The organism is Betaproteobacteria bacterium, assembly GCA_009377585.1.
GTDB lineage: Bacteria > Pseudomonadota > Gammaproteobacteria > Burkholderiales > WYBJ01 > WYBJ01.
Window position 1 is genome coordinate 23,555 of record WHTS01000011.1, and the last position, 26,483, is coordinate 50,037.

Annotated in this window: 19 protein-coding genes and 1 pseudogene; 9 read left to right on the plus strand and 11 right to left on the minus strand. The window is 67.3% G+C overall.

Annotated features, from left to right (window positions below; all coding sequences use genetic code 11):
- Positions 1-39 precede the first annotated feature (39 nt).
- The gene (locus GEV05_06045; protein ID MPZ42952.1) at positions 40-1,995 is read left to right on the plus strand and encodes an acetoacetate--CoA ligase; all 1,956 of its coding nucleotides are present in this window, start codon (positions 40-42) and stop codon (positions 1,993-1,995) included.
- A gap of 8 nt (positions 1,996-2,003) precedes the next feature.
- Here GEV05_06045 and bamD read toward each other — a convergent pair whose 3' ends face one another.
- On the minus strand, positions 2,004-2,816 hold the full coding sequence (bamD, locus tag GEV05_06050) for an outer membrane protein assembly factor BamD (GenBank protein ID MPZ42953.1): 813 nt from the start codon (positions 2,814-2,816) through the stop codon (positions 2,004-2,006).
- 59 nt (positions 2,817-2,875) lie between these two features.
- Between bamD and rluD the strand changes: the two genes are divergently transcribed.
- From rluD to rimO, 6 genes are all read left to right on the plus strand, one after another.
- Entirely contained in the window at positions 2,876-3,829 is a 954-nt protein-coding gene (rluD, locus tag GEV05_06055) for a 23S rRNA pseudouridine(1911/1915/1917) synthase RluD (GenBank protein ID MPZ42954.1), read from the plus strand.
- Positions 3,829-4,572 carry a peptidoglycan editing factor PgeF gene (gene pgeF, locus GEV05_06060; GenBank protein MPZ42955.1) on the plus strand — a complete coding sequence of 248 codons (744 nt, stop codon included), beginning with the start codon at positions 3,829-3,831 and terminating at the stop codon, positions 4,570-4,572. The genes rluD and pgeF overlap by 1 nt, the downstream gene beginning before the upstream one ends.
- A 217-nt stretch (positions 4,573-4,789) precedes the next feature.
- Complete coding sequence (locus tag GEV05_06065; GenBank protein ID MPZ42956.1) at positions 4,790-5,461, plus strand: ZIP family metal transporter; 672 nt, start codon at positions 4,790-4,792, stop codon at positions 5,459-5,461.
- On the plus strand, positions 5,451-7,238 hold the full coding sequence (phaC, locus tag GEV05_06070) for a class I poly(R)-hydroxyalkanoic acid synthase (GenBank protein MPZ42957.1): 1,788 nt from the start codon (positions 5,451-5,453) through the stop codon (positions 7,236-7,238). Before GEV05_06065 ends, phaC begins: the two co-directional genes overlap by 11 nt.
- 205 nt (positions 7,239-7,443) lie before the next feature.
- On the plus strand, positions 7,444-8,025 hold the full coding sequence (gene phaR, locus GEV05_06075) for a polyhydroxyalkanoate synthesis repressor PhaR (GenBank protein ID MPZ42958.1): 582 nt from the start codon (positions 7,444-7,446) through the stop codon (positions 8,023-8,025).
- 85 nt (positions 8,026-8,110) lie between these two features.
- Positions 8,111-9,430, plus strand: a complete 1,320-nt coding sequence (gene rimO, locus GEV05_06080) for a 30S ribosomal protein S12 methylthiotransferase RimO (GenBank protein MPZ42959.1) — start codon at positions 8,111-8,113, stop codon at positions 9,428-9,430.
- Positions 9,431-9,675: 245 nt separating this feature from the next.
- Here the strand turns inward: rimO and GEV05_06085 are convergent, their stop codons facing one another.
- The 3 genes from GEV05_06085 to GEV05_06095 all read right to left on the minus strand — a co-directional run bounded on the left by GEV05_06085 (position 9,676) and on the right by GEV05_06095 (position 16,082).
- The gene (locus GEV05_06085) at positions 9,676-10,584 is read right to left on the minus strand and encodes a hypothetical protein (protein ID MPZ42960.1); all 909 of its coding nucleotides are present in this window, start codon (positions 10,582-10,584) and stop codon (positions 9,676-9,678) included.
- Positions 10,585-10,767: 183 nt separating this feature from the next.
- Positions 10,768-13,989: a response regulator gene (locus tag GEV05_06090; GenBank protein ID MPZ42961.1), complete on the minus strand. Its 3,222-nt coding sequence runs from the start codon at positions 13,987-13,989 to the stop codon at positions 10,768-10,770.
- Between the two features lie 140 nt (positions 13,990-14,129).
- A complete protein-coding gene (locus GEV05_06095; protein ID MPZ42962.1) occupies positions 14,130-16,082 on the minus strand; it encodes an ATP-dependent DNA helicase in 1,953 nt (650 codons plus the stop codon).
- Positions 16,083-16,226: 144 nt separating this feature from the next.
- On the opposite strand from GEV05_06095, the gene GEV05_06100 reads away from it, so the two are divergent.
- The gene (locus tag GEV05_06100; protein ID MPZ42963.1) at positions 16,227-17,798 is read left to right on the plus strand and encodes an alkaline phosphatase; all 1,572 of its coding nucleotides are present in this window, start codon (positions 16,227-16,229) and stop codon (positions 17,796-17,798) included.
- An 82-nt stretch (positions 17,799-17,880) separates the two neighbouring features.
- Here GEV05_06100 and GEV05_06105 read toward each other — a convergent pair whose 3' ends face one another.
- The 6 genes and pseudogenes from GEV05_06105 to atzF all read right to left on the minus strand — a co-directional run bounded on the left by GEV05_06105 (position 17,881) and on the right by atzF (position 24,155).
- The gene (locus tag GEV05_06105; GenBank protein ID MPZ42964.1) at positions 17,881-18,885 is read right to left on the minus strand and encodes an ATP-binding cassette domain-containing protein; all 1,005 of its coding nucleotides are present in this window, start codon (positions 18,883-18,885) and stop codon (positions 17,881-17,883) included.
- On the minus strand, positions 18,882-19,859 hold the full coding sequence (locus GEV05_06110) for an ATP-binding cassette domain-containing protein (protein MPZ42965.1): 978 nt from the start codon (positions 19,857-19,859) through the stop codon (positions 18,882-18,884). Before GEV05_06110 ends, GEV05_06105 begins: the two co-directional genes overlap by 4 nt.
- Before the next feature lie 20 nt (positions 19,860-19,879).
- On the minus strand, positions 19,880-20,779 hold the full coding sequence (locus GEV05_06115; GenBank protein MPZ42966.1) for an ABC transporter permease subunit: 900 nt from the start codon (positions 20,777-20,779) through the stop codon (positions 19,880-19,882).
- A gap of 22 nt (positions 20,780-20,801) precedes the next feature.
- A complete protein-coding gene (locus GEV05_06120; GenBank protein ID MPZ42967.1) occupies positions 20,802-21,815 on the minus strand; it encodes an ABC transporter permease subunit in 1,014 nt (337 codons plus the stop codon).
- 33 nt (positions 21,816-21,848) lie between these two features.
- Positions 21,849-22,587 (minus strand): annotated as a pseudogene (locus GEV05_06125) (hypothetical protein).
- Between the two features lie 143 nt (positions 22,588-22,730).
- Positions 22,731-24,155: an allophanate hydrolase gene (atzF, locus tag GEV05_06130; GenBank protein MPZ42968.1), complete on the minus strand. Its 1,425-nt coding sequence runs from the start codon at positions 24,153-24,155 to the stop codon at positions 22,731-22,733.
- Positions 24,156-24,363: 208 nt separating this feature from the next.
- Between atzF and GEV05_06135 the strand changes: the two genes are divergently transcribed.
- Positions 24,364-25,092 carry an FCD domain-containing protein gene (locus GEV05_06135; protein MPZ42969.1) on the plus strand — a complete coding sequence of 243 codons (729 nt, stop codon included), beginning with the start codon at positions 24,364-24,366 and terminating at the stop codon, positions 25,090-25,092.
- On the opposite strand, the gene GEV05_06140 is transcribed toward GEV05_06135, so the two are convergent.
- Positions 25,093-26,421 carry an aspartate aminotransferase family protein gene (locus GEV05_06140; GenBank protein MPZ42970.1) on the minus strand — a complete coding sequence of 443 codons (1,329 nt, stop codon included), beginning with the start codon at positions 26,419-26,421 and terminating at the stop codon, positions 25,093-25,095.
- Between the last annotated feature and the right edge of the window lie 62 nt (positions 26,422-26,483).

Below are 26,483 nucleotides of genomic sequence, written 5' to 3' on the forward strand. Positions count from 1 at the left end.
GCGTCATGAACAACGCCACCTCATGAACGATTCTGCGCCATGAACGATGCTGCGCTGTGGCAGCCGACGTCGGAAGCCGCCGCGCGCGCCAACCTGACCGCGTTCATGCGCATGGCGAACGAGCGCTACGGGCTCGCCTGCGCCGACTACGACGCCCTGTGGCGCTGGTCGATCGATCACCGTGACCAGTTCTGGCAATCGGTCTGGGACTATTGCGGCGTGATCGCCACGCGCACAGCCGAACGCGTGCTGATCGATGCCGACGCCATGCCCGGTGCGCGCTGGTTTCCCGGCGCCCGGCTCAATTTTGCCGAGAACCTGCTGCGCCGCCAGGACGACTCGATCGCACTCGTCTTTCGCGGCGAAGAGCAGGTTGCGAGCCAGGTGACGTTCGCCGAACTGTACGCCGAAGTATCGCGGCTGGCGCAGGCGTTGCGCGCCGCGGGAGTCCAGCCCGGCGACCGCGTGGCTGCCTACATGCCCAACATTCCCGGCACCGTGATCGCCATGCTGGCGACATCCAGCCTCGGCGCGGTGTTCTCGTCCTGCTCGCCGGACTTCGGCGTGCAAGGCGTGCTCGATCGCTTCGGCCAGATCGAGCCGAAGATCCTGTTCGCCGCCGACGGCTGCTTCTACGGCGGAAAAACGATCGACGTGATCGATCACGTCGCCGAGATCGCGCAGCGCCTGCCGAGCGTGCAACAGGTGGTGATCGTGCCCTATACGCGGCGCTCGCCCGATCTCGCACGCATTGCGAATGCCGTGGACATCCACGAATGGATGGCGCCTTACGAAGCGCGCACGATCGAGTTCGAGCAACTGCCGTTCGATCATCCGCTGTACGTGCTGTACTCCTCAGGCACCACGGGCGCGCCGAAGTGCATCGTGCACGGCGCGGGCGGCACGCTGCTGCAGCACATGAAGGAGCACGTGCTGCATGTAGACATCAAGCCGGGCGAGCGGCTTTTCTACTACACCACCTGCGGCTGGATGATGTGGAACTGGCTGGTCTCGGGGCTCGCTTCGGAAGCGACACTGCTGCTCTACGACGGCTCGCCATTCCATCCCGGCCCCGAGGTGCTGTTCGACTACGCGCGCGACGAGCACACCACCATACTCGGCGTGTCGGCCAAGTACATCGACGCCATCGCCAAGCAGGGGCTCGCGCCGGTTCACACGCACGATCTGCCTGCGCTCACCACCGTGCTCTCGACCGGCAGCCCGCTCGCGCCCGAGGGCTTCGACTACGTCTATCGCAACGTCAAGCCGGACGTGCGGCTATGCTCGATGTCCGGCGGCACCGACCTCATAGCGTGCTTCGTGCTCGGCAATCCGTTGGCTGCGGTGTATCGCGGCGAGATCCAGTGCCGCGGCCTGGGCATGGCGGTAGCGGTTTACGACGGCGACGGCACGCCGAAGGCAGCCGGACAGGGCGAGCTGGTGTGCACCCGGTCCTTCCCCTCGATGCCGATCGGGTTCTGGAACGATCCTGGCGGCGCCAAGTACCGCAGCGCCTATTTCGACAAGTTCCCCGGTGTCTGGTGTCACGGCGACTGGTGCGAGCTGACCGAGCACGGCGGCATGATCATCTACGGGCGCTCGGATGCCGTGCTCAACCCGGGCGGGGTGCGCATCGGCACTGCCGAGATATATCGCCAGGTCGAGCAACTGGACGAAGTGGTCGAAAGCCTCGCCATCGCCCAGCGCTGGGAGAACGACGTGCGCATCGTGCTGTTCGTGCGCCTGCGCCCGGGGCTCACGCTGGACGAGGCGTTGAGCGATCGAATCCGGCAACAGATTCGGCGCAACTGCTCGCCGCGCCACGTGCCAAGCCGCATCGTGCAGGTGGAGGACATCCCGCGCACCAAGAGCGGCAAGATCGTCGAGCTGGCGGTGCGCGACGTGGTCCACGGCCGGCCGGTGAAAAACATCGAGGCGCTAGCGAACCCCGAGGCGCTGGATCTGTTTCGCGACCGTCCCGAGCTGTGCAGCTGAGCGCTACGCTACCAGATGACCCACCAGGGCGTGTCCCGAGTCACCCCGCCATTCAGATACTTGCTGTTCGGAAAATTCTTGTTCATCACGCGCTCGGCGTCGTTGCGTAAATCCACCAGACCCATCGCGTCGTACGCCTTCACCATGATGAGCAGGCCCTCCTCGTTGGCGGGCGCCTGCGGATAAGTCAGCAGCGCGGCCTGCGCACGATTGGCCGCGGCCACGTAAGCGCCGCGCTTGAGGTAGTAGCGGGCGACGTGAACCTCGTGCGAGGCCAGCGCGTTCACCAGATACGCCATGCGCGCCTGCGCGTCTTCGCTGTACTTGCTGTTCGGATAGCGCTGCACCAAATCCTTGAACGACTCGAATGCGTCGCGCGCAGCCTTCGGATCGCGCTCGGTCAAGTCCTGCTGGCTGATGATGTGCATCAGCCCGAGGTCGTCGTTGAAATTGGCGAGCCCCTTGAGGTAGTAGGCGTAGTCGACGTTCGGATGGTTGGGATGAAGCTTGATGAAGCGATCCGCGGCGGCGATGCACAGGGCCGGCTCGCCTTCCTTGAAATGCGCGTAGGCAACCTCGAGCTGCGCCTGCTGCGCGTAGCGTCCGTACGGATAACGCGCTTCCAGTTTCTCGTAGAGCTTGATGGCCTCGGCGTAGCTGCGCTCCATCAGATTGGCGCGCGCCTCGGAATAGAGCTTCGACACCGACCAGTCCTTGGTCTCGTCGATCTCTTCCCCGAATTTGAACGTACCGCAGCCCGCCAGGAGCAGTACGCTCAAGAGGGCTACACTACGCACGCTTCGAATCACGGATGCAGGCATGCAATTGACCTCACGGGACGTCGGACGCGCAAGCCGGCGTGGCGTGCCCGGCTGTGGCGATGGCCACGAATTATAAGACAGAGGACCCAGCCAGTCTGGAGCTGACCGTCCCCGGCGAGCTGGCCGGTTTGCGCCTGGACCAGGCGCTCGCCCGGCTCCTGCCGCAGCATTCGCGCAGCCGGATCAGCGGCTGGATGCGCCTGGGCGAAGTCCACGTAAGCGGTGCCGTGGCCAAGCCCAAGCAGAAAGTCTGGGGCGGCGAGCACGTCCGCGTCGCTGCCACGCCGGCGCCCGAGGCGCTCGCGCACCGGCCGGAGCCGCTTGCCCTGGCGATCGCACACGAGGACGACGCGCTCATCGTCATCGACAAACCGGCAGGGCTGGTAGTCCATCCGGGCAGCGGCAACTGGAGTGGTACGCTGTTGAACGCGCTCCTGCATCACTGCCCGGCGCTCGCGCAAGTGCCGCGAGCGGGCATCGTGCATCGGCTCGACAAGGACACCAGTGGCCTCATGGTGGTGGCCAAGACGCTCGCCGCGCAGACCGGGCTCGTGCGTCAGATCCAGCGCCGCTCGGTCGGGCGCATCTACCAGGCAATCGCGCACGGCGATATCGTTGCGCCCGGATCGGTCGATGCGCCGATCGGCCGTCATCGCGTCCAGCGCACCCGCATGGCGGTCGTGGCCGGCGGGCGCGACGCGCGCACGCACTATGCGCCGCTGGAACGCTTCGGCCACGCCACCCTGGTCGAATGCGTGCTCGATACCGGCCGCACCCACCAGATCCGCGTTCATCTCGCTGCCATCGACCATCCCCTGCTGGGCGATCCGGTGTACGGGCGCCGGCGCGAATCGCCGGCCGAGCGCATCGCCGCAATCGGCCGTCAGGCTTTGCATGCGGTACGGCTCGAGCTCGAGCACCCGGTGAATGGCCAGCGCATGCGGTTTCGCTCCGCGCTGCCGCCCGATCTGGAAGGCGCGCTCGAACGGCTGCGTGCGGCACACGCGCAATGATGCGGCCTGCCGACTGGATCGTGCCCGACTGGCCCGCATCTTCCCGCGTGCGTGCCTTCATCACCACGCGCGCGGGCGGGGTGAGCGCTGGCCCCTATGCGACCTTCAATCTGGGCGACTTGACTGCAGACGATCCCGACGCGGTGCGGGCGAACAAGGCGCGGCTGGATACCCTGCTGCCCGGTCCACCCCGCTGGCTGCGGCAGGTGCACGGTGCGCGCGTCGTGCACGCTGACGACCTGACGAGCGCGGTGCAAGCCGATGCCGCGTACACCGCTACGCCCGGCGTCGTCTGCGCCGTGAAGATCGCCGATTGCATGCCGGTGCTGATCGCCGATGCGGCCGGCACGGTCGTGGCGGTCGCCCATGCCGGATGGCGCGGGCTCGCCGCCGGCGTATTGGAGAACACGGTCGCCGCGCTGCCGGTCGCGCCCGCTGCGCTCATGGCCTATCTCGGCCCGGCGATCGGGCCGAGCGCGTTCGAAGTGGGCGACGAAGTGCGCGCAGCGTTTTGCGCTGTCGATGCGGCCGCCGCGGAGGCGTTCCGGCCATTGCGACCGGGCAAGTGGCTCGCCGACCTGTTCCGGCTGGGGCGTGAGCGCCTTGCCCACTGCGGCGTCACGCACGTTCATGGCGGCGGGCTTTGCACTTACTCCAATCCCGAGCGCTTCTATAGCCATCGCCGCAACCCCGTCACCGGGCGTATGGCCGCGCTGATCTGGATCGGCGAACGCGGCGCCTGATGCAACCCGTATAATCCGCCGTTTCCCAGAGAACCACCGAGAGTGGCATGCGCGCCGCGCGCGCTTGGCCTTCGTCCTTTTCAAACCAACACGCGACTCAGGAACCGACAGCGTGCCCATACTCGGTTGGATCGTCCTAACCTGCGTGGCGGGCGGCGTGCTGTCGGCGCTGGCCGCGGGCGCGTTCGCCTTGCGCGTGAGTGCCGCCCGCGTGCCCATGCTGATCAGCTTCGCGGTCGGCGCGCTGCTGGGCGCGGTATTCCTCGACATCCTGCCGCACGCCTTCGGCGAAGCGCAGAACGTGCGCACCATGGCGGCCACCGTGCTGGGCGGGATTCTGCTCTTCTTCGTCCTGGAGAAGCTGGTGCTGTGGCGCCATTGCCACGAGGAACGATGCGAGGCGCACGATCCCGATCGACCCGCCGACGACCATGGCCGCAGCGCCCTCATGATCACGATCGGCGACACGGTGCACAATTTCGTCGACGGCATCCTGATCGCAGCCGCCTTCCTGGCCGACGTGCAGATCGGCATCGTCACGGCGCTGGCCATCATCGCGCACGAGGTGCCGCAGGAGGTGGGCGACTTCCTCATCCTGCTCAACTCGGGCTACAGCAAGCGCAAGGCGTTCGCAGTCAACATGCTGACCAGCGTGGCGATGGTGGTCGGTGGGCTCGTCGGCTATGCGGCGCTGTCGACGCTGGAACAATGGATTCCCACCCTGCTCGGCCTGGCTGCGGCCAGCATGTTGTACGTATCGGTGGCGGACCTCATTCCCGGTTTGCACAAGCGCCCCGAGCTGCATCACTCGATTGCGCAGATCGTGCTGATCGGGATCGGCATCGCGACCATCGGGCTCGCGCATGTCGCGTTCCAGCATGTCCACTGAAACGCGAGCTTCCGGCGACCCGGCATCCGCAGGCGATGGCGCAACCGCCGCGGCAACCGTTGCGGCAAGAGGCGCCGCCCTGGGCGCGGCTGAGGCACGCTTCTGCGCCGATTGGCTGCAGGGCGCTAGCGCCGCACCCGAATTCGCCGCGCTGTTTCGCTCGCTCATTGCTGGGCTCAGCCGCGATCCCGAGCGCATGCAGGCGCTGCAGCAGCGCCACTACGCCGAGCGGCTCGCGTTGTGGCGCCATTTCGCCGCGCCCGGCCTGGCCGGCCCGGAGCTGCCCGAACCCGACCCCGATCCGCGTTTCCGCGCGCGCGAGTGGCGCGAGATCGCCTGGTTCGATTATCTGCGCCGGTCCTACGGCCTCACGACCCGCTGGCTGCGCGACCTGATCGCACTCGCCGACGTCGACGCTTCCACCCGCCGCAGGCTCGAGTTCTACGCGCAACAGTTCGCCGATGCGGCTTCGCCCTCGAACTTCGCCGCGACCAATCCGGAGGCGCTGCAGCTCGCATTCGCCACCAGCGGAGAAAGCCTGGCCCGGGGACTCGCGAACCTGCTACAGGACGCCGCCAAGGGGCGCGTGTCGATGAGCGACGAAAGTGCCTTCGAGGTCGGACGCAATGTCGCGGTGACGCCCGGTGCGGTGGTCTATCGCAACGAGTTGATCGAGCTGCTGCAATACCGGCCGCTCACTGCCCAGGTGCACCGGCGCGCGCTTCTGATCGTGCCGCCCTGCATCAACAAGTACTACATTCTCGACCTGCGCCCGGAAAACTCGTTCGTGCGCTACGCGGTGGAAAACGGGCTCACCGTTTTCATGCTGTCATGGCGCGACGTAGCGGCATCGTGCGCGCATCTCGCCTGGGACGATTACATCCAAGACGGCGTGGTGCGCGCGATCGCAGTGGTCCGGAGCATCAGCGGCGAAGCGCGCTTGAATGCGCTGGGCTTCTGTGTCGGCGGCACGCTGCTTGCTGCCGCGCTCGCCGTCCTGCGCCGCAAACGCCGGCGCCCGGCCGCCTCGCTCACCTTGCTTGCGAGCCTGCTCGACTTTGCCGATCCCGGGGACATCGGCGTCTACATCGACGAGGCCTACGTGTGCGCGCGGGAGCGCGAGCTCGGGACCGGGGGCATTTTCCCCGGCAGCCGCCTGGCCAGCGCATTTGCGAGCCTGCGCGCCAACGATCTCGTCTGGCGCTACGTCGTGGACAACTACCTCAAGGGCCGCACGCCGGCGCCGTTCGATCTGCTGTACTGGAACAGCGACAGCGCCAACCTGCCGGGCCCCATGTACGCGTACTACCTGCGGCACATGTATCTGGAGAATGCGCTGCGCAGCCCAAACGCGCTCAGCATGTGCGGCGTGCCGGTCGACCTCGGCCGCATCGACCTTCCGACTTATGTGCTCGCGGCCGAAGCCGATCACATCGTGCCCTGGCGCAGCGCCTATGCGAGCGCGCGCCTGCTCGGCGACGAGGTCACCTTCGTCCTCGGCGGCAGCGGCCATATCGCCGGGGTCGTGAATCCGCCGCAACCGCCGCGGCGCAATTACCGCACAGGCGCGTTCGGAGCCGACGATCCCGAACGCTGGTTGAGCGCTTCCCAGGCGCACCCCGGCAGCTGGTGGCCGCACTGGGCTGCGTGGGTGAAGGCGCGTTCGGGTGCGCTCGCCGCTGCGCCACGCCAACCGGGAAACGCGCGTCATGCCGAGATCGAAGCGGCGCCGGGCCGCTATGTGCGCGCATCGGCCGAGCGCACGGCAAGCGCCTGACGCAACGCCATGGGAGCCATTGCGGCGTGCGCCTTGAACTCAAGTCAAATCAGATGGTACAGTCTGAGGCACCACGCTTGTGCACCATGCTTGTGCATTGCATTTTGTGCGTTGCATCATCCGGCCCGCATAGGCTTGCTATTCAGCGCCTCCCGGCTCCCCCTCCCTATTCGGCATGGCCGCTCGCGCCAGCCCGAGGAACCCCATGAGCGAACAGCGCATCATCAAGAAGTATCCCAACCGGCGCCTCTACGATACCGCGACCAGCAGCTACATCACGCTCGCGGACGTGAAGAAGCTGGTCGTGGAGAACGTCGACTTCAAGGTCGTCGACGCCAAGTCGGGCGAGGACCTGACCCGGCCGATCCTGCTGCAGATCATCCTCGAGGAAGAGGCGTGCGGGGCGCCGATGTTCTCTTCCGACATGCTGTCGCAGATCATCCGTTTCTATGGCAACGCCATGCAGGGCATGATGGGCGCCTTCCTGGAGAAGAACATCCAGACCTTCATGCAGATCCAGCAGCGGCTGCAGGAGCAGTCGCGCAACGCGATGCTCAACCCCGAAGCCTGGACCGACTTCGTGAAGATGCAGGGGCCCACGATCCAGGGCCTCATGACCAACTATCTGGAGCAGAGCGCGAGCGCCTTTCTGCAGATGCAGCAGCAGCTGCAGCAACAAACGCGCGATGTGTTCTCCCGCATGCCGTTCGGAGCCTACCCCGGCAATCCTTTCTCCACCGCCGCCAACAGCCCGGACAAGCCCAAGAACGACGACGATTCCAAGTAGCGCGCGCATCCGTCTTCGCGCGCGATTGCGCGCACCACTGCTCAGCGTTCGAAGTCCCGCAGATCCATCCGAATTCCGTATCGCCATGACCGTCGCTGCCCCGCGCGTGGGTTTCGTCTCGCTCGGTTGCCCGAAGGCCACTTCGGATTCCGAGCGCATCCTCACGCAGCTGCGTGCCGAGGGCTACGCCGTCTCGCCCACGTATCAGGACTCGGATGTCGTGATCGTGAACACCTGCGGCTTCATCGACGCCGCGGTCGAGGAATCGCTGCAGGCGATCGGCGAAGCCCTGCAGGAGAACGGCAAGGTGATCGTCACCGGCTGCCTCGGGGCGAGAGCCGAGGTCGTGCGCAGCGCCCATCCCTCGGTGCTGGCGGTGACCGGCCCGCACGCGCTCGAAGCGGTGATGAGCGCGGTGCACGCCGAGCTGCCGCGGCCGCACGATCCGTACACCGACCTCGTGCCGCCGCAGGGCATCCGCCTCACGCCGCGCCACTACGCCTATCTCAAGATCGCGGAAGGCTGCAATCACAAGTGCACCTTCTGCATCATCCCCTCGATGCGCGGCGGGCTCGTCAGCCGCCCGCTCGGCGAAGTGATGCGCGAGGCCGAAAACCTGGTTCGGGCCGGTGTGAAGGAACTGCTGGTCATCTCGCAGGACACGAGCGCCTACGGGGTCGATGTGCGCTATCGAACCGGGTTCTGGGACGGGCGTCCGTTGAAGACGCGCATGACCGAGCTCGCTGGCGCGCTGGGATCGCTCGGCGCATGGGTGCGGCTGCACTATGTCTATCCCTACCCGCACGTCGACGAAGTGATTCCGCTCATGGCGCAGGGTAAGGTCCTGCCCTATCTGGATGTGCCTTTCCAGCATGCGAGCCGGCGCATCTTGCGGCTCATGAAGCGCCCGGCCGATGCCGAGAACACGCTGGAACGAATCCGCCGCTGGCGCGAGATCTGTCCGGCGCTCACGCTGCGCAGCACGTTCATCGTCGGCTTTCCCGGCGAAACCGAGCAGGAGTTCGAGGAGCTGCTGGCGTTCCTGCGCGAGGCGCAGCTCGATCGGGTCGGCTGCTTCGCCTATTCGCCGGTCGACGGCGCAGCGGCCAACGCGCTGCCCGATCCGGTGCCGGAAGCCGTGAAGGAAGAACGCCGCAGCCGTTTCATGCGCGTGCAGGCGCAGATCAGCGCGCAGCGCCTGAAGGCCAAGGTGGGTAGCACGTTCAGCGTGCTGGTCGATGCGATCGAGGGCGGCCGAGTTATCGCCCGCAGCCATGCCGACGCCCCGGAGATCGACGGCACCGTGATCGTTTCGGGGGCGCGCAATGCCCGCGTCGGCGACTTACTCGAGGTTCGGATCACCCGCGCCGGCCCGCACGATCTTTGGGCACGCGCCGCTTATTGAGCATCCGGAAAGTGCCTGACAGCCGCTTTACGCAATGCGCCCCCCTCTCCCTTCGGGAGAGGGGCCGGGGGGTGAGGCCGGGAATTCGCGGACCATGGTCCGCGCCGGCCGAACGGCATCGGTCTGCATGCCGATGCGCGCCCTGCAAGGGAGGGAGGTCAGCGCGCAATTTTTCCCTCACCCTCGATCCCTCTCCCTAAGGGCCCAAAGGGAGAGGGAAGACAGGCATACCCATCGGCAGGGTATCAGCGCTTGACCAGAGTCTGCACGCGCCAGTTGAGCGGATCGGCGATGTAGAGCGCGGACTCGTCGTTGGCTGCGGCGATGAAGTGCGCTTCGCCGTACTGGTTGGGCCCCTTGCCCTGGCCGCCGGCAATGCCCAGCACCTTCCCGTTGAGATCGAGCTTCATGATCTTGCCGGCATGACCGTGGGCCAGGAACATGTGGCGCTGATCGTGGCACATGCACAGCCCGCACGGCGTGCCGGGATGGCGCGACTCGCGCACGAAATTGCCTTCGCGATCGAACACCTGGATGCGCTCGTTGGAGCGATCGGCGACGAAGAGCTGCCCGTCCGCCGTCATGACGACCGAATGCGGCACTCGAAACTGTCCCGGCGCGCTGCCCTCGCCGCCCCAGGTCTTGACGAAGCGTCCGTCCGGATCGAACATGAGCAGGCGCGATTCGCCCTTGCCGTGGCCTTGCGAGACATAGATCTCGCCGTCGGGCCCGAACGCGATGTCGTTCGGCTCGTCGAAGCAGCGCAGGTGACCCGCCTGGTGCCACTCGGTGCTGCTGTCCTTCACGCCCAGCACCATCACGAAGCGCCCGTTCGGATCCATCTTGACCACGATGTTGGAGGCGCCGTCGGTGGCCCAGATGTAGTCCTGCGCATCGATGCGCAAGCCGTGCGGGCGCGTGAAGACACCTTGCACGAGCGTGCGCAGGTAGCTGCCCTCGGCATCGAACTCCAGCAGCGCCTGGGCGCTGCGATGGAACACGAAGATGTGGCCCCTGGAGTTGACCGCGACGCTGGAGCAGGCGCCGAAATTGGTCCCGACCGGCAGCTTGAAGATATCCGGCACCGGCTCGTATCCGAGCGGCGGCGCTGCGATGGCTGGATCGTCCTTAGGCTGCGATCGATCGGCGCTCACGTCATGTCCCTCCCCGGGTGTATGCGGCTCGCGAAGGATACGCTGTTGCGGACGCAAGCGTCCAGGCGCGCAGGCGCGCAAGGAATCGCGCGAAGGGCGCGCGCAGGGGCGCGCCAAAGATGCTGGGCTAGCTAAAGCATCGGGCGAACGCGTTGCGTGAAGGGTAGCGCGCGAAGATGCCGCTCAGGCCGCTTCGCGCAGCGCCGCCGATACTTTTCGGTATTCGTTCTCGAGCGCTTCGAGCAGGCCCTCGGCGCCGGCCAGCCGCTCATCGCGGGCGCTCGATTCGAGCTGCTTGCACAGCACGGCGAGACGCGACGCACCCAGATTCGCGCTGGAGGAACGCAGGCTGTGCGCCGCGCGTGCCAGCGCGTCGCTGTCCTGCGCCTGCGCCGCACGCTTGAGCTCGGATAGCAGCCGGGGCGATTCCTCGTGATAGGCGCCGACGATGCGCGCGACCAGCTGCGGCTGACCCGGCCGCTGCAGCTCGCGAATCGCATCCAGCGCGGCCGGATCGAGCACCGGCCCTTCGACCGCGACCTCGCCCCGGTGGGCGGCGTCGGTGCTGGTTCCCTCGTCGTCGCGCGGCTGCACCCAGCGTTCGAGCAGCTCGCGCAGCTGGTCCTGGCTGAACGGCTTGGCGAGATAGTCGTCCATGCCCGCTTGCAGGCAGCGCTCGCGATCGCCTCGCATCGCATTGGCGGTGAGCGCCACGATCGGCAGCCGCCGCGGCGCAGGTTGGCCATCGGCGGCCGGCAACTCGCCCGCCGCTTCGCGCTCGCGGATCGCGCTAGTGGCGGCGAAACCGTCCAGCTCCGGCATCTGGCAGTCCATCAGCACCAGGTCGTAATAGCGCGCGGCTGCCTCCGCAACCGCTTCGCGCCCGTTGCCCGCACAATCGGCCGCGCAGCCGAGCGCTTCGAGCATGGCGACGCCGATCTCGCGATTGACGAAATTGTCCTCCGCCAGCAGCACGCAAACGCCGCGAAAGATGGTTTGCGGGCGTGCTTGCAATTCGGGCGCAGGGTTGTCCGCCATGCCGAAAACGCCTCGAACGGTGCGGGCCAGTTGCGGAAACGAAACCGGCTTCACCAGATAGGCGTCGACGCCGGCGGCGCGTGCCTCGGTGATCTCGCCGGCGCAATCCGGCGAGCTCAGCATGACGGTCTTGAGGCCGCTCAGGGCGGGTTCGCGGCGGATCTCCTCGACCAGCCGCACACCGTCCATCCGCGGCATCCTGCGGTCGACCAGCGCCAGGTCGTATGCCGAGCCGGACGCAGCCGCCGTGCGCAACAGCTCGAGCGCGCGCTCGCCGTTGTGCGTGGCATCGAGCCGCATTCCCATGACGCTCAGCTGATGTTCGAGGATCGAGCGGTTGGTCGGGTTGTCCTCGACGATCAGCGCTCGCAGGCCGGCGAGTTGCGCATCGCGCAACGGTCGATTCGCGCCCGCCGCGGCTGCGCCCAAACACAGCGTGAACCAGAACGTGGAGCCTTCGCCCGGCCGGCTCTGCGCTCCGATCGCGCCTCCCATCATCTCGGCGAGCTGCTTGCTGATCGCCAGGCCGAGCCCGGTGCCGCCGAAGCGACGCGTCATCGAGGCGTCGGCCTGGGTGAACGCGGTGAACAGTCTCTGGATCGTTTCGTCGTCCATGCCGATGCCGGTATCGCGCACGCTGACGTAGATACCGCATTCGCCCTCCTCGGGGGGCGTGCGCAGCATTTCCGGCGGCGCGGGCCGCACCTCGACCGTGACCGAGCCGCGCTCGGTGAACTTGGCGGCGTTGCCGACGAGGTTGGTCAGGATCTGACGGATGCGTAACGGATCGCCGACGAAGGCATGCGGCAGCGCCGGATCGAAGTCGCACACGAGCCGAACCTTTTTCGCCTGCGCTGCCTCCGCCAGCAGCGCGATCACCTCGCCGCAAAGCTCGTGCAGATCGAACTCGGCGCGATCGAGCTCGAGCCGGCCGGCCTCGATCTTGGAAAAATCCAGGATGTCGTTGATGATGCCGAGGAGCGCATTGCCGGAGCGATGGATGGCATCCGCGAACCGGCGCTGGCGTTCGTCCAGATGCGTGCCGAGCAGAAGCTCGGCCATCCCGAGCACCCCGTTCATCGGCGTGCGAATCTCGTGGCTCATCGAGGCGAGGAAACGCGACTTGGTCCTGTCCGCGTTTTCGGCCGCGTCCTTGGCCGCTCGCAGGTCTTCCTCGGCTGCCTTGCGATGCGTCACCTCGGTCGCGAGCAGGTAATAGCCCTTGAAGATACCGGCGTCGTCGAGCTCGGGCAGCAGCTCGATATCCGCATAGCGATCCTGTCCGCCGGCACCCGCGGCATGGCGCTCGTAGCGAATCCGCTTGCCTTTGCGCAGCCGCAGCAGCTCGATCGGTGCAAGCCCGTGCAGGCCATGCTCCGGGTCCGGACCGATATCGGCGTGTCCGGCGTTTTGCCGCACTTCGCCCGTCTTGCGCCCGATGATGTCGTCCTGCTCGCAGCCGACCCATTGCGCGAACGCCTTGTTGACGAAGCCGTAGCGCTCTGCCGCGTCGACATAGGCGATCATCGCCGGGACGTTGTCCATGATGAGCGCCAGGCGCCGCTCGCTCGCCCGCTGGCGGGAGCTGACCACCCGGTTCTGCACCCAGACCGCAGCCACGACGCTGCCGATCAGCAGTGCGACCCCGATGACCACCAGGCGCTGCAGGCCCGGATCGATCGGTGCGATGGCATCGCCGACGGGCTGCGCAGAGGTACATACGCCGGCGTACATCGCCGTGTAGTGCATGCCTGCGATCGCAAACCCCATGAACAGGGCCGCGGCGACCTTCAATGCGTCATTGCGCAAGGACGTGGTGGCAGCCCCGATCCGGAATACCAGCCATAGCGCGACCGTGGAGCACACGATCGCATTCAGGACCGAAAGCGTGAACCAGCCCCGGCTGTAGGCGAGCATCGCCTCCATATGGATGGCGGCCATTCCGGTGTAGTGCATCGTCACCACGCCCAGGCCCATCAAGATGCCGCCACCGAGCAGGCGCGCGGTCGGCAGGGCTTTTCGGCTCACCAGGCTCAGAGCGAACCCGGACAGCACGATCGCGACCGCCAGCGAGGCCAGGGTGATCGAGACGTCGTAGGCCACGGGCAGCGGCAGCCGCCACGCCAGCATGCCGATGAAATGCATGCCCCAGATGCCGGACCCCATCGCGGTCGCGCCCCCGGCCAGCCAGGCGAGCGCACTGCCCCGCAGCCGGCTGCTCTGATGTACACGGGCCGTGAAGTCCAGCGCGGTATACGCGGCAAATGCAGCCACGACATACGACAGGGCGACCAGCTCCGGAGCGTATTCGGCTTGCAGAATGGTGCCCTGCAGCGGCCCATCCATGAAAGTCAGGAAATTCTTCACTGTTTCTCCGACCGAATCCAGGCCCTGGTGATATGTGTGATGCGCGCGCGACTATGGGATCGGGCGCTAAGGCACTGAATCGGCACGATGCCGGAGATCTTTAGCGGCGCGGCGAATCCCTCGCCAGCGCGATCAGTCGATCATCGAACCGAAGCCGGCACGGCGTGCAGCGCGAGCAGGAACTCGGCCGCTTCGGCACCCTCGCGCGTGCGGCGCATCGGCGGCAGGCTGGCGAGAATGCGCCGCCCGTAGCCGCGGGTGAGCAGGCGCGGATCGCACAGCGTCATCACGCCGCGATCCGATGCGTCGCGAATGAGGCGTCCCACCCCTTGCTTGAGCGTCAGCGCCGCTTCCGGCAACTGGTAGTCCAGAAAGCCACTGCCGCCTTCACGCTCGAGCCGCTCGATGCGCGCGGCGAGCACCGGGTCGTCGGGCGGCGCGAACGGAATGCGGTCGATCGCAACCAGGGACAACGCCTGCCCGCGCACGTCCACGCCTTCCCAGAACGAGTGGCTGCCGACCAGTACGGCATTGCCGAGGCTGCGAAAGCGCTCCAGCAGCTCGCTGCGCGAACCCTCGCCCTGGGCCAGGAGCGGAAAATCCAGACCCTCGCGGGCAAACGCTTCCCCGAGGAGCCGCCGCGCCTCGCGCATCGCCCGCAGTGAGGTGAACAGACAGAACGTGCGTCCCCCGGCGGCCCGGATGAGGGGCACGAGCGCCTCGACCACCGCGGCCGTGTAGTGCGGCGTATTGGGCTCGGGCAGGTTGCGCGGCAGATAAAGCAGTGCCTGCTGCTCGAAATCGAACGGGCTCGGCCAGCACGCGGTGGTGCATGCGTCGAGCCCCAGGCGGCCGCAGAAATGATTGAAGTCGCTCCCGACCGAAAGCGTGGCCGAAGTGAAGATCCATGCGCGCGCGCCGCCTTCGACCTGACGGCGGAAGATCGAGGCAATCGAAAGTGGGGTTGCATTCAGCGCCGCCGACTGGGCGAAGACCTCGAGCCAGCGCACCTGTTCGGCGCTGTCGCCCTCGCGCCAGCGCTGCAGCCGCTCCGATAGCGAAGCCGCACGGCTGCGGCAATGATCGATATCGGCCGAGCGCTCGGCCTGGGCCGCGAGCAGGTCGGTGAGCGTCTCGAGCGCCTTCTGCGCCGCGTCGAGCGCGGTTGCGAACGTGCTGCGCTGCGCGATCGCTCGCGCCGGAACGCGCCCCGGCGCCTCGCCACACTCGAGCCGCAAATCGCGCGCCGACTTCTCCAGCGCCTGAGTCGCGGGTAGCAGCGGCGCGAAGTCGCGGGCGTGCGTGAGCGCTGCCGCCCGGGCATCGCGCGCGAGCTCCAGCAATTGCGCGGTCGAAACGCTCTCGCCGAAAAACAGGCTCGCGGTCTCCGGCAGCTGGTGCGCCTCGTCCAGGATCACGGCGTGACTCGCGGGCAACAGCTCGCCCGCCCCTTCGTCGCGCAGCACCAGGTCGGCGAAGAACAGATGATGGTTCACCACCACGATGTCGGCCTCCAGCGCCCGCTTGCGTGCTTCCATCACGAAGCACTCCTTGTATTGCGGACAGTCCGAGCCGAGGCAGTTCTCCCGGGTGGAGGTTGCGTGCGACCACGCGGAAGCGTCTTCGGGGACTTCGGCCAGCTCGCTCTTATCGCCGCTGCGCGAGCGCAGCGCGAATGCGGCGATCGCGTGCAAATGACGCACGCCGTCGCGGCTCGCGAAGCGGCCTTCGCTGCGAGCCCGGTCGAGATGATGGCGGCACACGTAGTTGGCGCGGCCCTTCAGAAGCGCCACGGTAACGGGCACGTTCAGCGCCGCGCGCACCATCGGGATGTCGCGGTGGTAGAGCTGATCCTGCAGCGTCTTGGTGCCGGTGGAGATGATCACCTTCGCCCCGGAGAGCAGCGCGGGAACCAGGTATGCGAACGTCTTGCCGGTCCCCGTGCCCGCTTCGGCCACCAGGACACCGTAGTTGCGCATGGCCTCGTCGACCGCGTGCGCGAACGCGATCTGGCCCTCGCGCGGGCGGTAGCCGGCAACGGCGCGCGCAAGCGCTCCGTCGGAAAGGAAGACGTGGTCGATGGGATCGGACAAGGAGACGTTTCGATTCGCACGCTAATTGACTCCGGCCTAGTTTACCGTGAACGCCCGCGGGCGCCTCCGCCGGAAGTCATAGTCACGAAAACGCCATGCTGGATCGGGTACCATGACGTTGCCCACTCCGAACAACGACATACCATGACTTCCGAACGTGCACCCTCGGCCTTGCGCCGCCGCCTGCTCGCGGCCGCCTGGTCGCTGGCCGCGGCCGGCGTGCTTGCACCCTCGAGCGCACGCCCGGCCCGGGCGGCGCGGTTCGAAAAATGCCCTTTTACACTCGGCGTCGCTTCGGGCTGCCCTCGTCCGAACGGCATAGTCCTGTGGACGCGGCTCGCACCCGACCCGCTCCATGCCGGCGGCATGTCTGCGGAGGCCGTCGACGTGCACTGGGAGCTCGCCCGCGACGAAGGCTTCCGCGACATCGTCCGGCGTGGCACCGAGCGTGCCACGCCCGAGACCGCCCACAGCGTGCACATCGAACTGCGCGACCTGAACCCCGATCGGTTCTATTGGTACCGCTTCGCCGCGGCCGATGCCGTGAGCCCGGTCGGGCGCACGCGCACTGCGCCGGCGGCCACGGCGGCCGTGCAGCGCATGCGCTTCGCGTTCGCCTCCTGCCAGCAATTCGAGCAGGGCTACTACGGCGCTTATCGCCACATGGCAGCGGAAGACCTCGACCTGGTCGTATTCCTCGGCGACTACATCTACGAATCGAGCTGGGGCCGCAACCACGTGCGCATGCACTCCGGCCCGGAGGCCACCACGCTCATCGGTTATCGCAACCGGCACGCGCAGTACAAGACCGACCCCGATCTGCGCGCCATGCACGCGCAAGCGCCGTGGCTCTTCACCTGGGACGACCACGAGGTCTCCAATGACTACGCCGACACCCAGGGCCAGTACCTGCAGGCGGACTTCGTCGAGCGCCGCGCCGCGGCCTATCGGGCCTACTACGAGCACATGCCGCTCGAGCGCGCCATGCTGCCGCGCGGCCCCGCCATGCGGCTTTACGAGCGCTTCGCATGGGGCCGGCTCGCCAGCTTCCACATGCTCGACGACCGCCAATACCGGCACATCCAGGTCTGCCCCAACCCCAATCGCGGCGGTGGCTCCAGCGTGGTCGACGATATCGCCTGCCCGGAGCGCAATGACCCCGAGCGTTCGCTCCTCGGCCCGGCGCAGGAAAAGTGGCTGCGCGACGGGCTCGACGCCTCGCCGGCGCGCTGGAACATCCTCGGGCAGCAATCGTTCATGGCGCAGCTCGATCGCACCCCGGGCCCCGGGGTCACGCACTGGACCGACTCCTGGGACGGCTATCCGGACGCGCGCAAGCGCCTGCTCGACTTCGTCGCCGAGCGCAAGCCGGGCAACGTGCTGGTGATCGGCGGCGACGTGCACAGCCACTGGGTGTGCGATCTCAAGCAGGACTTCGCACGACCCGAGGCGCCCACGGTGGCGACCGAATTCTGCGGCACGTCGATCAGCTCGCAGGCCTGGGCCCAGGCGCGCAACGCCGCCCTGCTGCCCGACAATCCGCACGTCCGGTTCGTGAGCAGTGAGCGGCGCGGCTATGTGGTGATGGACGTCACGGCGCAGTTCTGCCAGGTGCGCCTGCGCGGGATCGAGAACGAGAAGCTGCAAGACACCGGCATTGCGACGCAGGCGAGCTTCGTGGTCGAGGACGGCCGGCCGGGCGCGCAGCGGGAATGAGCTTGGTCGATTCTCCGCAAATTGCCTGACGAGTCGCTTCCGGGCTGCGCTCCCCTCTCCCTCCGGGGTGAGGGAGGGCTCGCTAGTCCGGTTCGCCGGCGAAATGGCAGGCCGCGTGATGGCCTTCATCGAGCTCGCGCAACGCCGGCGCCTCGACCCGGCAACGCTCCGCCTGGCGCGGACAACGACCGAAGAAGCGGCACACGTTCGGATCGGGATCGATCGGGCTCCTCGGTTCGCCGGGCAGCAACCGGCGCCCGGCGGGCGTACCGCCGAAGACCGGGATCGCCTGCAGCAACGCACGCGTGTACGGATGCGCCGGTGCTTCGAAGAGGCTCGCAGTGGGCCCTTGCTCGACGATGCGGCCGAGGTACATGACGAGCACGCGGTCGCACACCATGCGCACGACATTGAGATCGTGCGAGACGAACAGATAGCTCATGGCGAGCCGCTGCCGCAGTGTGTCCAGTAGCTTCAGGATGGTCGCCTGCACCGACACGTCGAGCGCCGCGGTCGGCTCGTCGAGCACCAGCAATTGCGGGCGCAATACGATGGCGCGCGCGATGCCGACGCGGGCCTTCTGGCCCCCCGAGAGCTGGTGCGGAAGCCGGCTCAGGAGCTCCAGCGGCAGTCCCACCTGCTCGGCGGCTTCGCAAACGCGATTGGCGATGGTGGCGGCATGGCGCAGATCGCTCAGGCGCCGCAGCGGCTCGGCAATGATCGCAAATGCGCTCTGGCGCGGATCGAGGCTGTCGGTCGGGTCCTGGAACACCATCTGGATCTTCGGCCGCAAGCCCGATGCGGAAAATCGCCTGGCCGGAATGAAGCCGATGTTGCGGCCCTGGAAGATGATGTCGCCCTCGCTCGCGTCGAGCATGCGCGTGATAAGCCGCACCAGCGTCGACTTGCCGCAGCCGGACTCGCCGACGAGACCGACGCTTTCTCCCGGCACGATGGTGAAACTCACGCCATCCACGGCGTGCAGGCTCGATACCGGCCGCGGCCCGCGGCGCTTCAGCCACTCGCGCACGGACGCCTTGCCGACCGGGAAGCGCTTCTCGAGCGAGACGACTTCGAGCAGGTTCATAGCGGATTGAGGCAGCGCACTTCGTGTCGCTCGCCGACCGCGCGCGCTCGCAACTGCGTGCTGGTACACGCTTCGAACGCGCGCTCGCAGCGCGCATGGAAGCGACAGCTCGGCAGATCGCCGCGGCGCAGGTCGGGCAGGTTTCCGGGAATCGAGCAGAGCGAGTCGAGCGTTCGCCGCGGACCCGGGATCGAGGCGATCAGCTTCTCCGTATACGGAGGCCGCGGACGCGCGAACAGCTGCGCGCACGGCGCCGTTTCCACCACGTGACCCGCGTGCATCACCACGATCCGGTCGCAATACTCCGAGGCCAGCGCCAGATCGTGCGTGATCAGGATCGCCGCCATGCGCCGCTCGCGCGCCAGCTCGCGCAGGAGCCCCATGATCGCGGCCTGGGTGGTCACGTCGAGCCCGGTGGTCGGCTCGTCGGCGATCAAGAGCGAAGGCTTGCAGGCAGCCGCGAGCGCGATCATGACACGCTGGCATTGGCCGCCCGAGAGCTCGAACGGATAGGCCGAATAGCGCCGCTGCGGATCGGGGATGCGTACCTCGGCGAGGCACTCGATCGCCCTTTGCCGCAACTGTCCCGGCAGCGCCGTGGTATGCGCCCGCAGCACGTCCTCGAGCTGCCGGCCGACCGTGCGGATCGGGTTCAACGCCGTGCGCGGATTCTGGAAGATCATGGCGATCTCGCGCCCGCGCACCTCCTGCAGCGTGTACTCATTGGCAGCAAGCATGTCGAGGCCGCCGAAGCGGATGCTCCCGGCCGTGATGCGCGCCGCCGGGTCGAGGATGCGCAGGATGGCGAACGCGAGCACCGACTTGCCCGAGCCGGACTCGCCCACGATGCCCACCGTTTCGCCCTTGCCCACGTCCAGATCGACGTTCTCGAGCGCGTGCACGCTGCCGGAGCGGGTACGAAACTCCAGGCTCAGCTCGTGCACCGCAAGCAACGGCGGAGCGGTAGCGCTCAAGGGAAAGTCGTTCGCTTCGCTCACGTTCGCCCCCGCGGGTCCATCATGTCGCGCAGCCCATCGCCGAGCAGATTGAAGCAGAACACCGCCAGCATCAGCGTCGCGCCGGGAAACAGCGCCACCCACCACTCGCCGGAGATGATGAAAGTCGCGCCTTCGGCCACCATCACGCCCCACTCGGCATCGGGCGGGCGCACGCCCAGACCGATGAACGACAATCCGGCCGCGTTCAGGATGGCCCACCCCATGTTGAGCGAGATCTGCACCATCATCGGCGGCAGCACGTTGGGAAAGACGTGCAGGGCGAGCACCTGCGCGTCGGAATTGCCCGCCAGGCGCGCGGCCTCGACGTAGCCCGCGTTGCGGCGCACGTTCACCTCGGCGCGCGCGACCCGGATGTAGAACGGCAGGTTGATGATCGCCGTGGCCAGCACGATGTTGGCCACGGTGTTGCCCAGCGCCGCGACGATTCCCATCGCCAGCACGAACAGCGGAAACGCCATGATGGTGTCGGCGAGTCGGCCGATGAGGCGGTCGGCCCAGCCGCCATGGAAGCCGGCGATACAGCCGAGCAGCGAACCGAGCGCGAACGAAGCAGCCACGGCGGACACGGCGATGCCGAAGTCCAGTCGGGTCGCCACGGCGATGCGCGACAGGATGTCGCGCCCGAGCGCATCGGTGCCGAACCAGTGGCTGCGCGACGGCGGCTGCAGTGCGGACTGGGTATTGGATGCGAGCGGATCGTACGGCGCGATCCAGGGTCCGAACAGCGCCAGCACGACGAAGCCCAGAAAGAGTACGAACGCGCCCAGCGTCACCGGGTTCTCGGTCGCGACATAGCGCACGTGGCGCCAGGTCGCACGCCAGCCCGGGGTGGCGGCGGCCGCAACAACCGCGGCCGCTAGGGTCGATGCGCGCATGTCCATGTCGAAGCCCCCGCGCTCAGCCTTCGAGGCTCGCCCGCGGATCGATCACCCCGTAGAGCAGATCGATGATGAGATTGAGCGCCACGTAGACCAGCGCCATCGTCAGCACGAAGCCCTGCACCGGGGCATAGTCGGAAGCGACCAGCGCCTCGATTACGTAGGAGCCGATGCCGGGCCAGGCGAACACCTTCTCCACCAGCACGTTCGATCCGAGCAGGAAGGAGAACACCATCCCGAGCGTCGTCACCACGGGCAGGAGCGCATTGCGCAACGCATAGGTGTACAGGACTTTCGCGCGCGAAAGCCCCGACGCGCGCGCCGTGCGGATGAAATCCGACGACAGCACCCCCAGCATCGATGCGCGCGTCATGCGCATGATCGGCGCCATCACGAACAACCCCAGCGTGATCGACGGCAGCAGCAGCTGGGAGGCGGCAGCGCCGAACAGCTCGAAGTCGCGCGCGAGCAGGCTGTCGATGAGATAGAGACCGGTGAGGTGCGGCGGCGGCGAGAACGCCACGTCGATGCGTCCCAGGGGCGAGGGCGCGATGCCGAGCAGGAAATAGAACACGTAGGCGAGGAGCAAGCCGGTGAAGAAGGTCGGCAGCGATACGCCGGCCGTCGCCAGCATGCGGCACAGGTGATCCAGCCACGAGCCGGGCCGGGTCGCGGCCAGGATGCCGAGCGGAACGGCGACCGCGAGCGCGAGCGCCAATCCGCACAAGGTGAGCTCCAGCGAGGCTGGCAGGCGCGTGGCGATCTCCTGCAGCACCGGCTGGCCGGTCGAGAGCGATGTGCCGAGGTCGCCGCGCGCGAGCTCCTTCAGGTACAGCCCGAACTGGTGCAGCAGCGACTTGTCGAGCCCGAGATGGACGCGAATCTGCTCGATCGCTTCCTGGGTCGCCGCCGGACCGGCGAAATAGGCGGCGGGATCGCCGGGGAGCGCGCGTGTGAGCACGAACGTGACGATCACCACGCCGATCACGTTCGGGATGGCGCCGAGCAGGCGCTCGCCGATCAACCTCGTCATGGCCTCACCACGCCTCGTTTCCCCTGCGACATGTCAGGCCTTGGCGATATCGCGATAGTCGGGCTGCAGGTGGAACCAGTAGCGATAGCCGCGAATGTTCTTTTGCATCGCGACGTCGCAATTGGGCTGGGCGATCGGAATGCGCGGCACGTCCGCGAAGGCCAGGGCGATGAAACCCTGCACGTCTTCCCGATAGCGCCTGGGGTCGGACTCGAAGCGCGCCGCATCGATCAGCTTGTCCATCGCCGGATTGCGATAGCTCATGGTGTTGAACACCGCGTTCTGGCCGTGATAGCACCAGAAGAAGAAGTACTTGCTCCGGCTTCTCGATCGAGCCCGCCTTCATCTGGAAGGTGGGAAAACCGCCGACGCTGACCATGCGCTCGAACGACCACTTCACATCGCGCGCAGTGACCGGCGCGCCGTCGTGAAACTTTGCGTCCTTGCGCAGCTTGAAGGTGGCCGACATCCCTCCAGATGCCACTTGCCAGATTTCGGCGAGCTCGGGCTCGAGCCTGGTGTGGTCGTACATCGAGCTGCCGTCAGGCATCTGCTTGCGCCCGAACGTGAGCAGCCGGTCGTAACAGACCCAGGACACGCCATAAGCCGGCCGGTTCGCCCCGACGGTATGGATGTCGAGGGAATTCGGACCCGTTTCGTTCGCAACGACCAAGAGCTCCTTGCGCCGATCGCTTTGCGCCCGCAGCGGCAACGGCACCACGAGACCGGCGGCCGCGGCTGCGGATCGCGTCATGAATTCGCGTCGTTTCATCTACTCTCTCCCAGGTTCGCCAAGGACATGCAACTCATCGTTTCGCCTCGCCGCGCGCGCACGCGCGAGCCCGTTGCGCCAGCCGCCCCATGCCGTGATGTCGCGCTCGGCGCAGACGCCATGCGGCTCGCATACGAATCCCTTCACCGGCCCGTCTCCTCCGCGAGCGGCGCAGGCAAGGGGTTGCCGCCCAGGCCGGCGGGCACGGCGAGCGCCGCATGCAGGCGCGATCCGAGCATCGCAAGCGCCCGCTCGCTGCAAGCGGGACCCACGAGGCTCAGGCCGAACGGCAGCCCGTCGCCGCGCATGCCGCCGGGAACGTTCACCGCGGCGAGCCCGAGCAGGTTGACGAAATTGCTGTAGTAACCGAGCCGAGTGTTCAACTCGAGCGGCTGCTGCTCGATCTCGTCCACGCGATAGATCGTCGGCGCCGCCGGCAATAGCAGGCAGCAGGCACGCTCCCACAGCCACTCGGTTTCGCGCCGCAGTGTCGCCAGACGATGAAACGCGCTGAACGCCTCGGTTGCGCTGATCGCGCCGGCGGCGCCAAGCGTGATTTGAATCGCGCCATGAACCGCTTCGGGGTGAGCATCCATGAAGGGCGCGATGGCAGCAGCGCGCTCGGCGATCCACGGACCCTCGTAGAGCATGCGCTGCGCTTCCATGAACGGCGCAAGATCGACCTCGATCACTTCCATTCCCAGCGCACGGCAGCGCTCGATGCCCGCCCGGTACAGCTCGGCGTAGTCGCGGTCGTCCCAGAACTGGCACTGGCTGCGGCGCGGAATCGCCACCGCATTTCCGGGTGCGAGGTGTCTCGTCGGCAGATCCCGGCGCGAGAACGGATCCTCGATATCGAACCCCGCCACGACGTCCAGGACTTCCAGTGCGTCGGCGCAATCGAGGGCGAAGATCGACACGCAGTCGAGGCTGCGGCATGCAGGCACTACGCCGCGCGTGCTGACGAGCCCGGGCGTGGGCTTGAGCCCGACGATGTTGTTGAATGCCGCCGGTATGCGGCCCGAACCCGCGGTGTCGGTGCCGAGCGCGAACGCCACCTGGCCGAGCGCCACGGCCAGCGCCGAGCCCGAGCTCGATCCGCCGCTGATGTAGCGTGTGTCGAAGGCGTTGCGGCAGGCGCCGTACGGCGAGCGCGTGCCGACCAAGCCGGTCGCGAACTGATCGAGATTGGTCTTGCCGATGACGATCGCACCGGCCGCTTCCAGGCGCTCGATGGCGTGCGCGTGGTGGCGGGCAAGGTAGACGAATTGCGGGCAGGCGGCGGTGGTCTCCATGCCGGCCACGTCGATGTTGTCCTTCACGGCGAACGGCATGCCGTAGAGCGGCGAACGCGCCGCTGCCTCCGAGCGCGCAAGCGCGCGGGCACGCGCCAAGGCCTGGTCGCGCGGGACGAGCGAGATCCATATGGGGTTGTCGCGCACGGCCTCGATCCGGTCATGGACCGCTTCGATCACGTCGGCCGGCGTGACGCCGTGCGCGTACGCCGCGCGCAGCGTGGGAATCGAAAGCGGACCGTCGTAGGCTGCCATGTCAGTATTGGAACGCATCTTGTATACTAGTTTGCATCCCAGATGTACGCAGGGACCATGCCAACTCGGGCAAGCACTTGATATGACGAAGAAGAGGAAATCGGGACGAACTTCCGCAGGTGCATCGACTGCGCACGCCGGCACCGTCACGGTGCAGAAAAGACGCCACCAGGAAACGCTACGCACTCCGATGAGGCGCGGCCGGCGCGCAAACGACGCGGCGCCGATGAGGAGCGCTCGGCGCAAAAACGGCGGGGCGCGCACGAAGGCCCCGAATCTCGCGCAGACAGCCTACGAGCGCATCAAGTCGGACATCTTCGAGTTCCTGCTGCCGCCCGGCGGACGCTTCTCCGAGAACGAGATCGCGGGCCGCATCGGGGTGAGCCGCACGCCGGTGCGCGAAGCGTTGTCGCGCCTTGCGCGCGACGGCTTCCTGGAGGTCTACGCCAAGAGCGGTTGGCGCGTGCGCCCGCTCGATTTCGAGCGCTTCGACCAGCTCTATGACGTGCGCGTGATCATGGAGCTCGCCGCCGTGCGCAAGCTATGCGCGGCTGCGCCCGTCGAGGCGCTGGAAGGGCTCAAGAAGATCTGGCTGGTCGGCGCGCGAGCCCGCCTGCAGGATGGTCACGAGGTCGCGCGGCTCGACGAGGAATTCCATGCCACGCTGGTTGCCGCGACCGGAAATGCCGAGCTCGCCCGCATCCATTGCGATGTCGCCGAGCGCATCCGCATCGTACGCCGGCTCGACTTCACCCAGGCAGAGCGCATCAGCCGCACCTACGACGAGCATGCGGCGCTGCTGCGCGCGGTGCTCACCGGCAAGGCGCAGCAAGCCGAGATGCTGATCGCCTCCCACATCGAAGCGAGCAAGCTCGAAGTGCGCAAGATCAGCCTGCACCGGCTGCACCTGGCGCAGCGCGAAGGCGCCATGCGGGCAGCCGGCGCGCGCGCCTGATCAGGGCCCCCGGAGCACCGCATCCACGGCGCGCCCCAGCTTGTCGGTCAGCTCGTCGAGCTGCGCTTCCGACACGATGTAGGGTGGCGCGATCAGCACATGATCGCCGCGCACGCCGTCGAGCGTGCCGCCCATGGGATAGCAGAGCAGCCCCAGCTTCATGGCCTCGGCCTTGATGCGTGCGTTGATCTTGAGCGCCGGGTCGAACGGCTCCCGGGTGGCGCGATCCTGCACGAATTCCACGCCCCAGAAAAAGCCCCGGCCGCGGATATCGCCGACGTGCGGGTGCGCCTCGAGCCGGCTGCGCAAACGCGCTTCGACTCCACCGCCGAGTGCGCGCACGCGCTCAACCAGTCCGCGCTCGACGAAGGCGCGTTGCACGGCGAGTGCCGCCGAACAGGCGAGCGCGTGACCGATGTAGGTGTGCCCGTGCTGGAAGAAACCCGAGCCGTTCTTGATCGCATCGTGAATGCGTCCTTGCACCAGCGTCGCGCCGATCGGCTGGTAACCCGCACCCAGGCCCTTGGCGATGCAGACGAGGTCCGGCACGATGCCTTCCTGCTCGCAGGCGTACAGCGTGCCGGTGCGGCCCATGCCGCACATGACCTCGTCGAGGATGAGCAGCACGCCGTGGCGGTCGCACACTTCGCGCATCAGGCGAAAGTAATCCGGCACGGCGGGCACGGCGCCGAGCGTCGCACCCACGACCGTTTCGGCAACGAAGGCGATCACGTTCTCCGGCCCGAGCCGCTCGATCTCCTGCGACAACTCCGCGGCGAGGCGGCGTGCGTAGCCCTCCTGCGTCTCGTTGCGCGCGCGCTCGCGATATTCGTAGCAAGGCGAGACATGCCGCGCTTCCATCAGCAACGGCGCGAATTGCTGCCGGCGCCACATGTTCCCGCCCACCGCGAGCGCACCCAGCGTATTGCCGTGATAGCTCTGCCGGCGTCCGATCAGGTAGCGGCGGCTCTGCTGCCCGGTCTCGACGAAATACTGGCGCGCGAGCTTGAGCGCCGCCTCGATCGCCTCCGATCCTCCCGAGACGAAGTAGACGCGCTCCATGCCGGCCGGCGCGCGCGCGATCAGCTCGTCCGCCAACGCTTCCATCGGCTCGGTGGTGAAAAATGACGTGTGGGCGTAGGGCAGCCGGTCGAGCTGCGCCTTGATGGCCGCGATGATTTCGGGATCGTCGTGGCCGAGGCAGGAGACCGCCGCGCCGCTCGAGGCGTCCAGATAGCGCTTGCCGGCGGAGTCGATCAGATATGCGCCTTCGCCGCGCACGGCGAGCGGATAGGCGGCGGTGGCGTTGCGGTGAAAGACGTGATTCATGGCCGGGATCGGGGATTGGGCGACACGAGCCTACCGCAAAGCCCGCGGCCAGCCAATGCGGA

Coding starts and splice junctions, on each gene's coding strand:
- GEV05_06045 (MPZ42952.1), top strand. CDS start 40: ATGAACGATGCTGCGCTGTGGCAGCCGACGTCGGAAGCCGCCGCGCGC.
- bamD (MPZ42953.1), bottom strand. CDS start 2,816: ATGCCTGCATCCGTGATTCGAAGCGTGCGTAGTGTAGCCCTCTTGAGC.
- rluD (MPZ42954.1), top strand. CDS start 2,876: ATGGCCACGAATTATAAGACAGAGGACCCAGCCAGTCTGGAGCTGACC.
- pgeF (MPZ42955.1), top strand. CDS start 3,829: ATGCGGCCTGCCGACTGGATCGTGCCCGACTGGCCCGCATCTTCCCGC.
- GEV05_06065 (MPZ42956.1), top strand. CDS start 4,790: ATGCTGATCAGCTTCGCGGTCGGCGCGCTGCTGGGCGCGGTATTCCTC.
- phaC (MPZ42957.1), top strand. CDS start 5,451: ATGTCCACTGAAACGCGAGCTTCCGGCGACCCGGCATCCGCAGGCGAT.
- phaR (MPZ42958.1), top strand. CDS start 7,444: ATGAGCGAACAGCGCATCATCAAGAAGTATCCCAACCGGCGCCTCTAC.
- rimO (MPZ42959.1), top strand. CDS start 8,111: ATGACCGTCGCTGCCCCGCGCGTGGGTTTCGTCTCGCTCGGTTGCCCG.
- GEV05_06100 (MPZ42963.1), top strand. CDS start 16,227: ATGACTTCCGAACGTGCACCCTCGGCCTTGCGCCGCCGCCTGCTCGCG.
- GEV05_06105 (MPZ42964.1), bottom strand. CDS start 18,885: ATGAACCTGCTCGAAGTCGTCTCGCTCGAGAAGCGCTTCCCGGTCGGC.
- GEV05_06115 (MPZ42966.1), bottom strand. CDS start 20,779: ATGCGCGCATCGACCCTAGCGGCCGCGGTTGTTGCGGCCGCCGCCACC.
- GEV05_06120 (MPZ42967.1), bottom strand. CDS start 21,815: ATGACGAGGTTGATCGGCGAGCGCCTGCTCGGCGCCATCCCGAACGTG.
- atzF (MPZ42968.1), bottom strand. CDS start 24,155: ATGCGTTCCAATACTGACATGGCAGCCTACGACGGTCCGCTTTCGATT.
- GEV05_06135 (MPZ42969.1), top strand. CDS start 24,364: ATGAGGAGCGCTCGGCGCAAAAACGGCGGGGCGCGCACGAAGGCCCCG.
- GEV05_06140 (MPZ42970.1), bottom strand. CDS start 26,421: ATGAATCACGTCTTTCACCGCAACGCCACCGCCGCCTATCCGCTCGCC.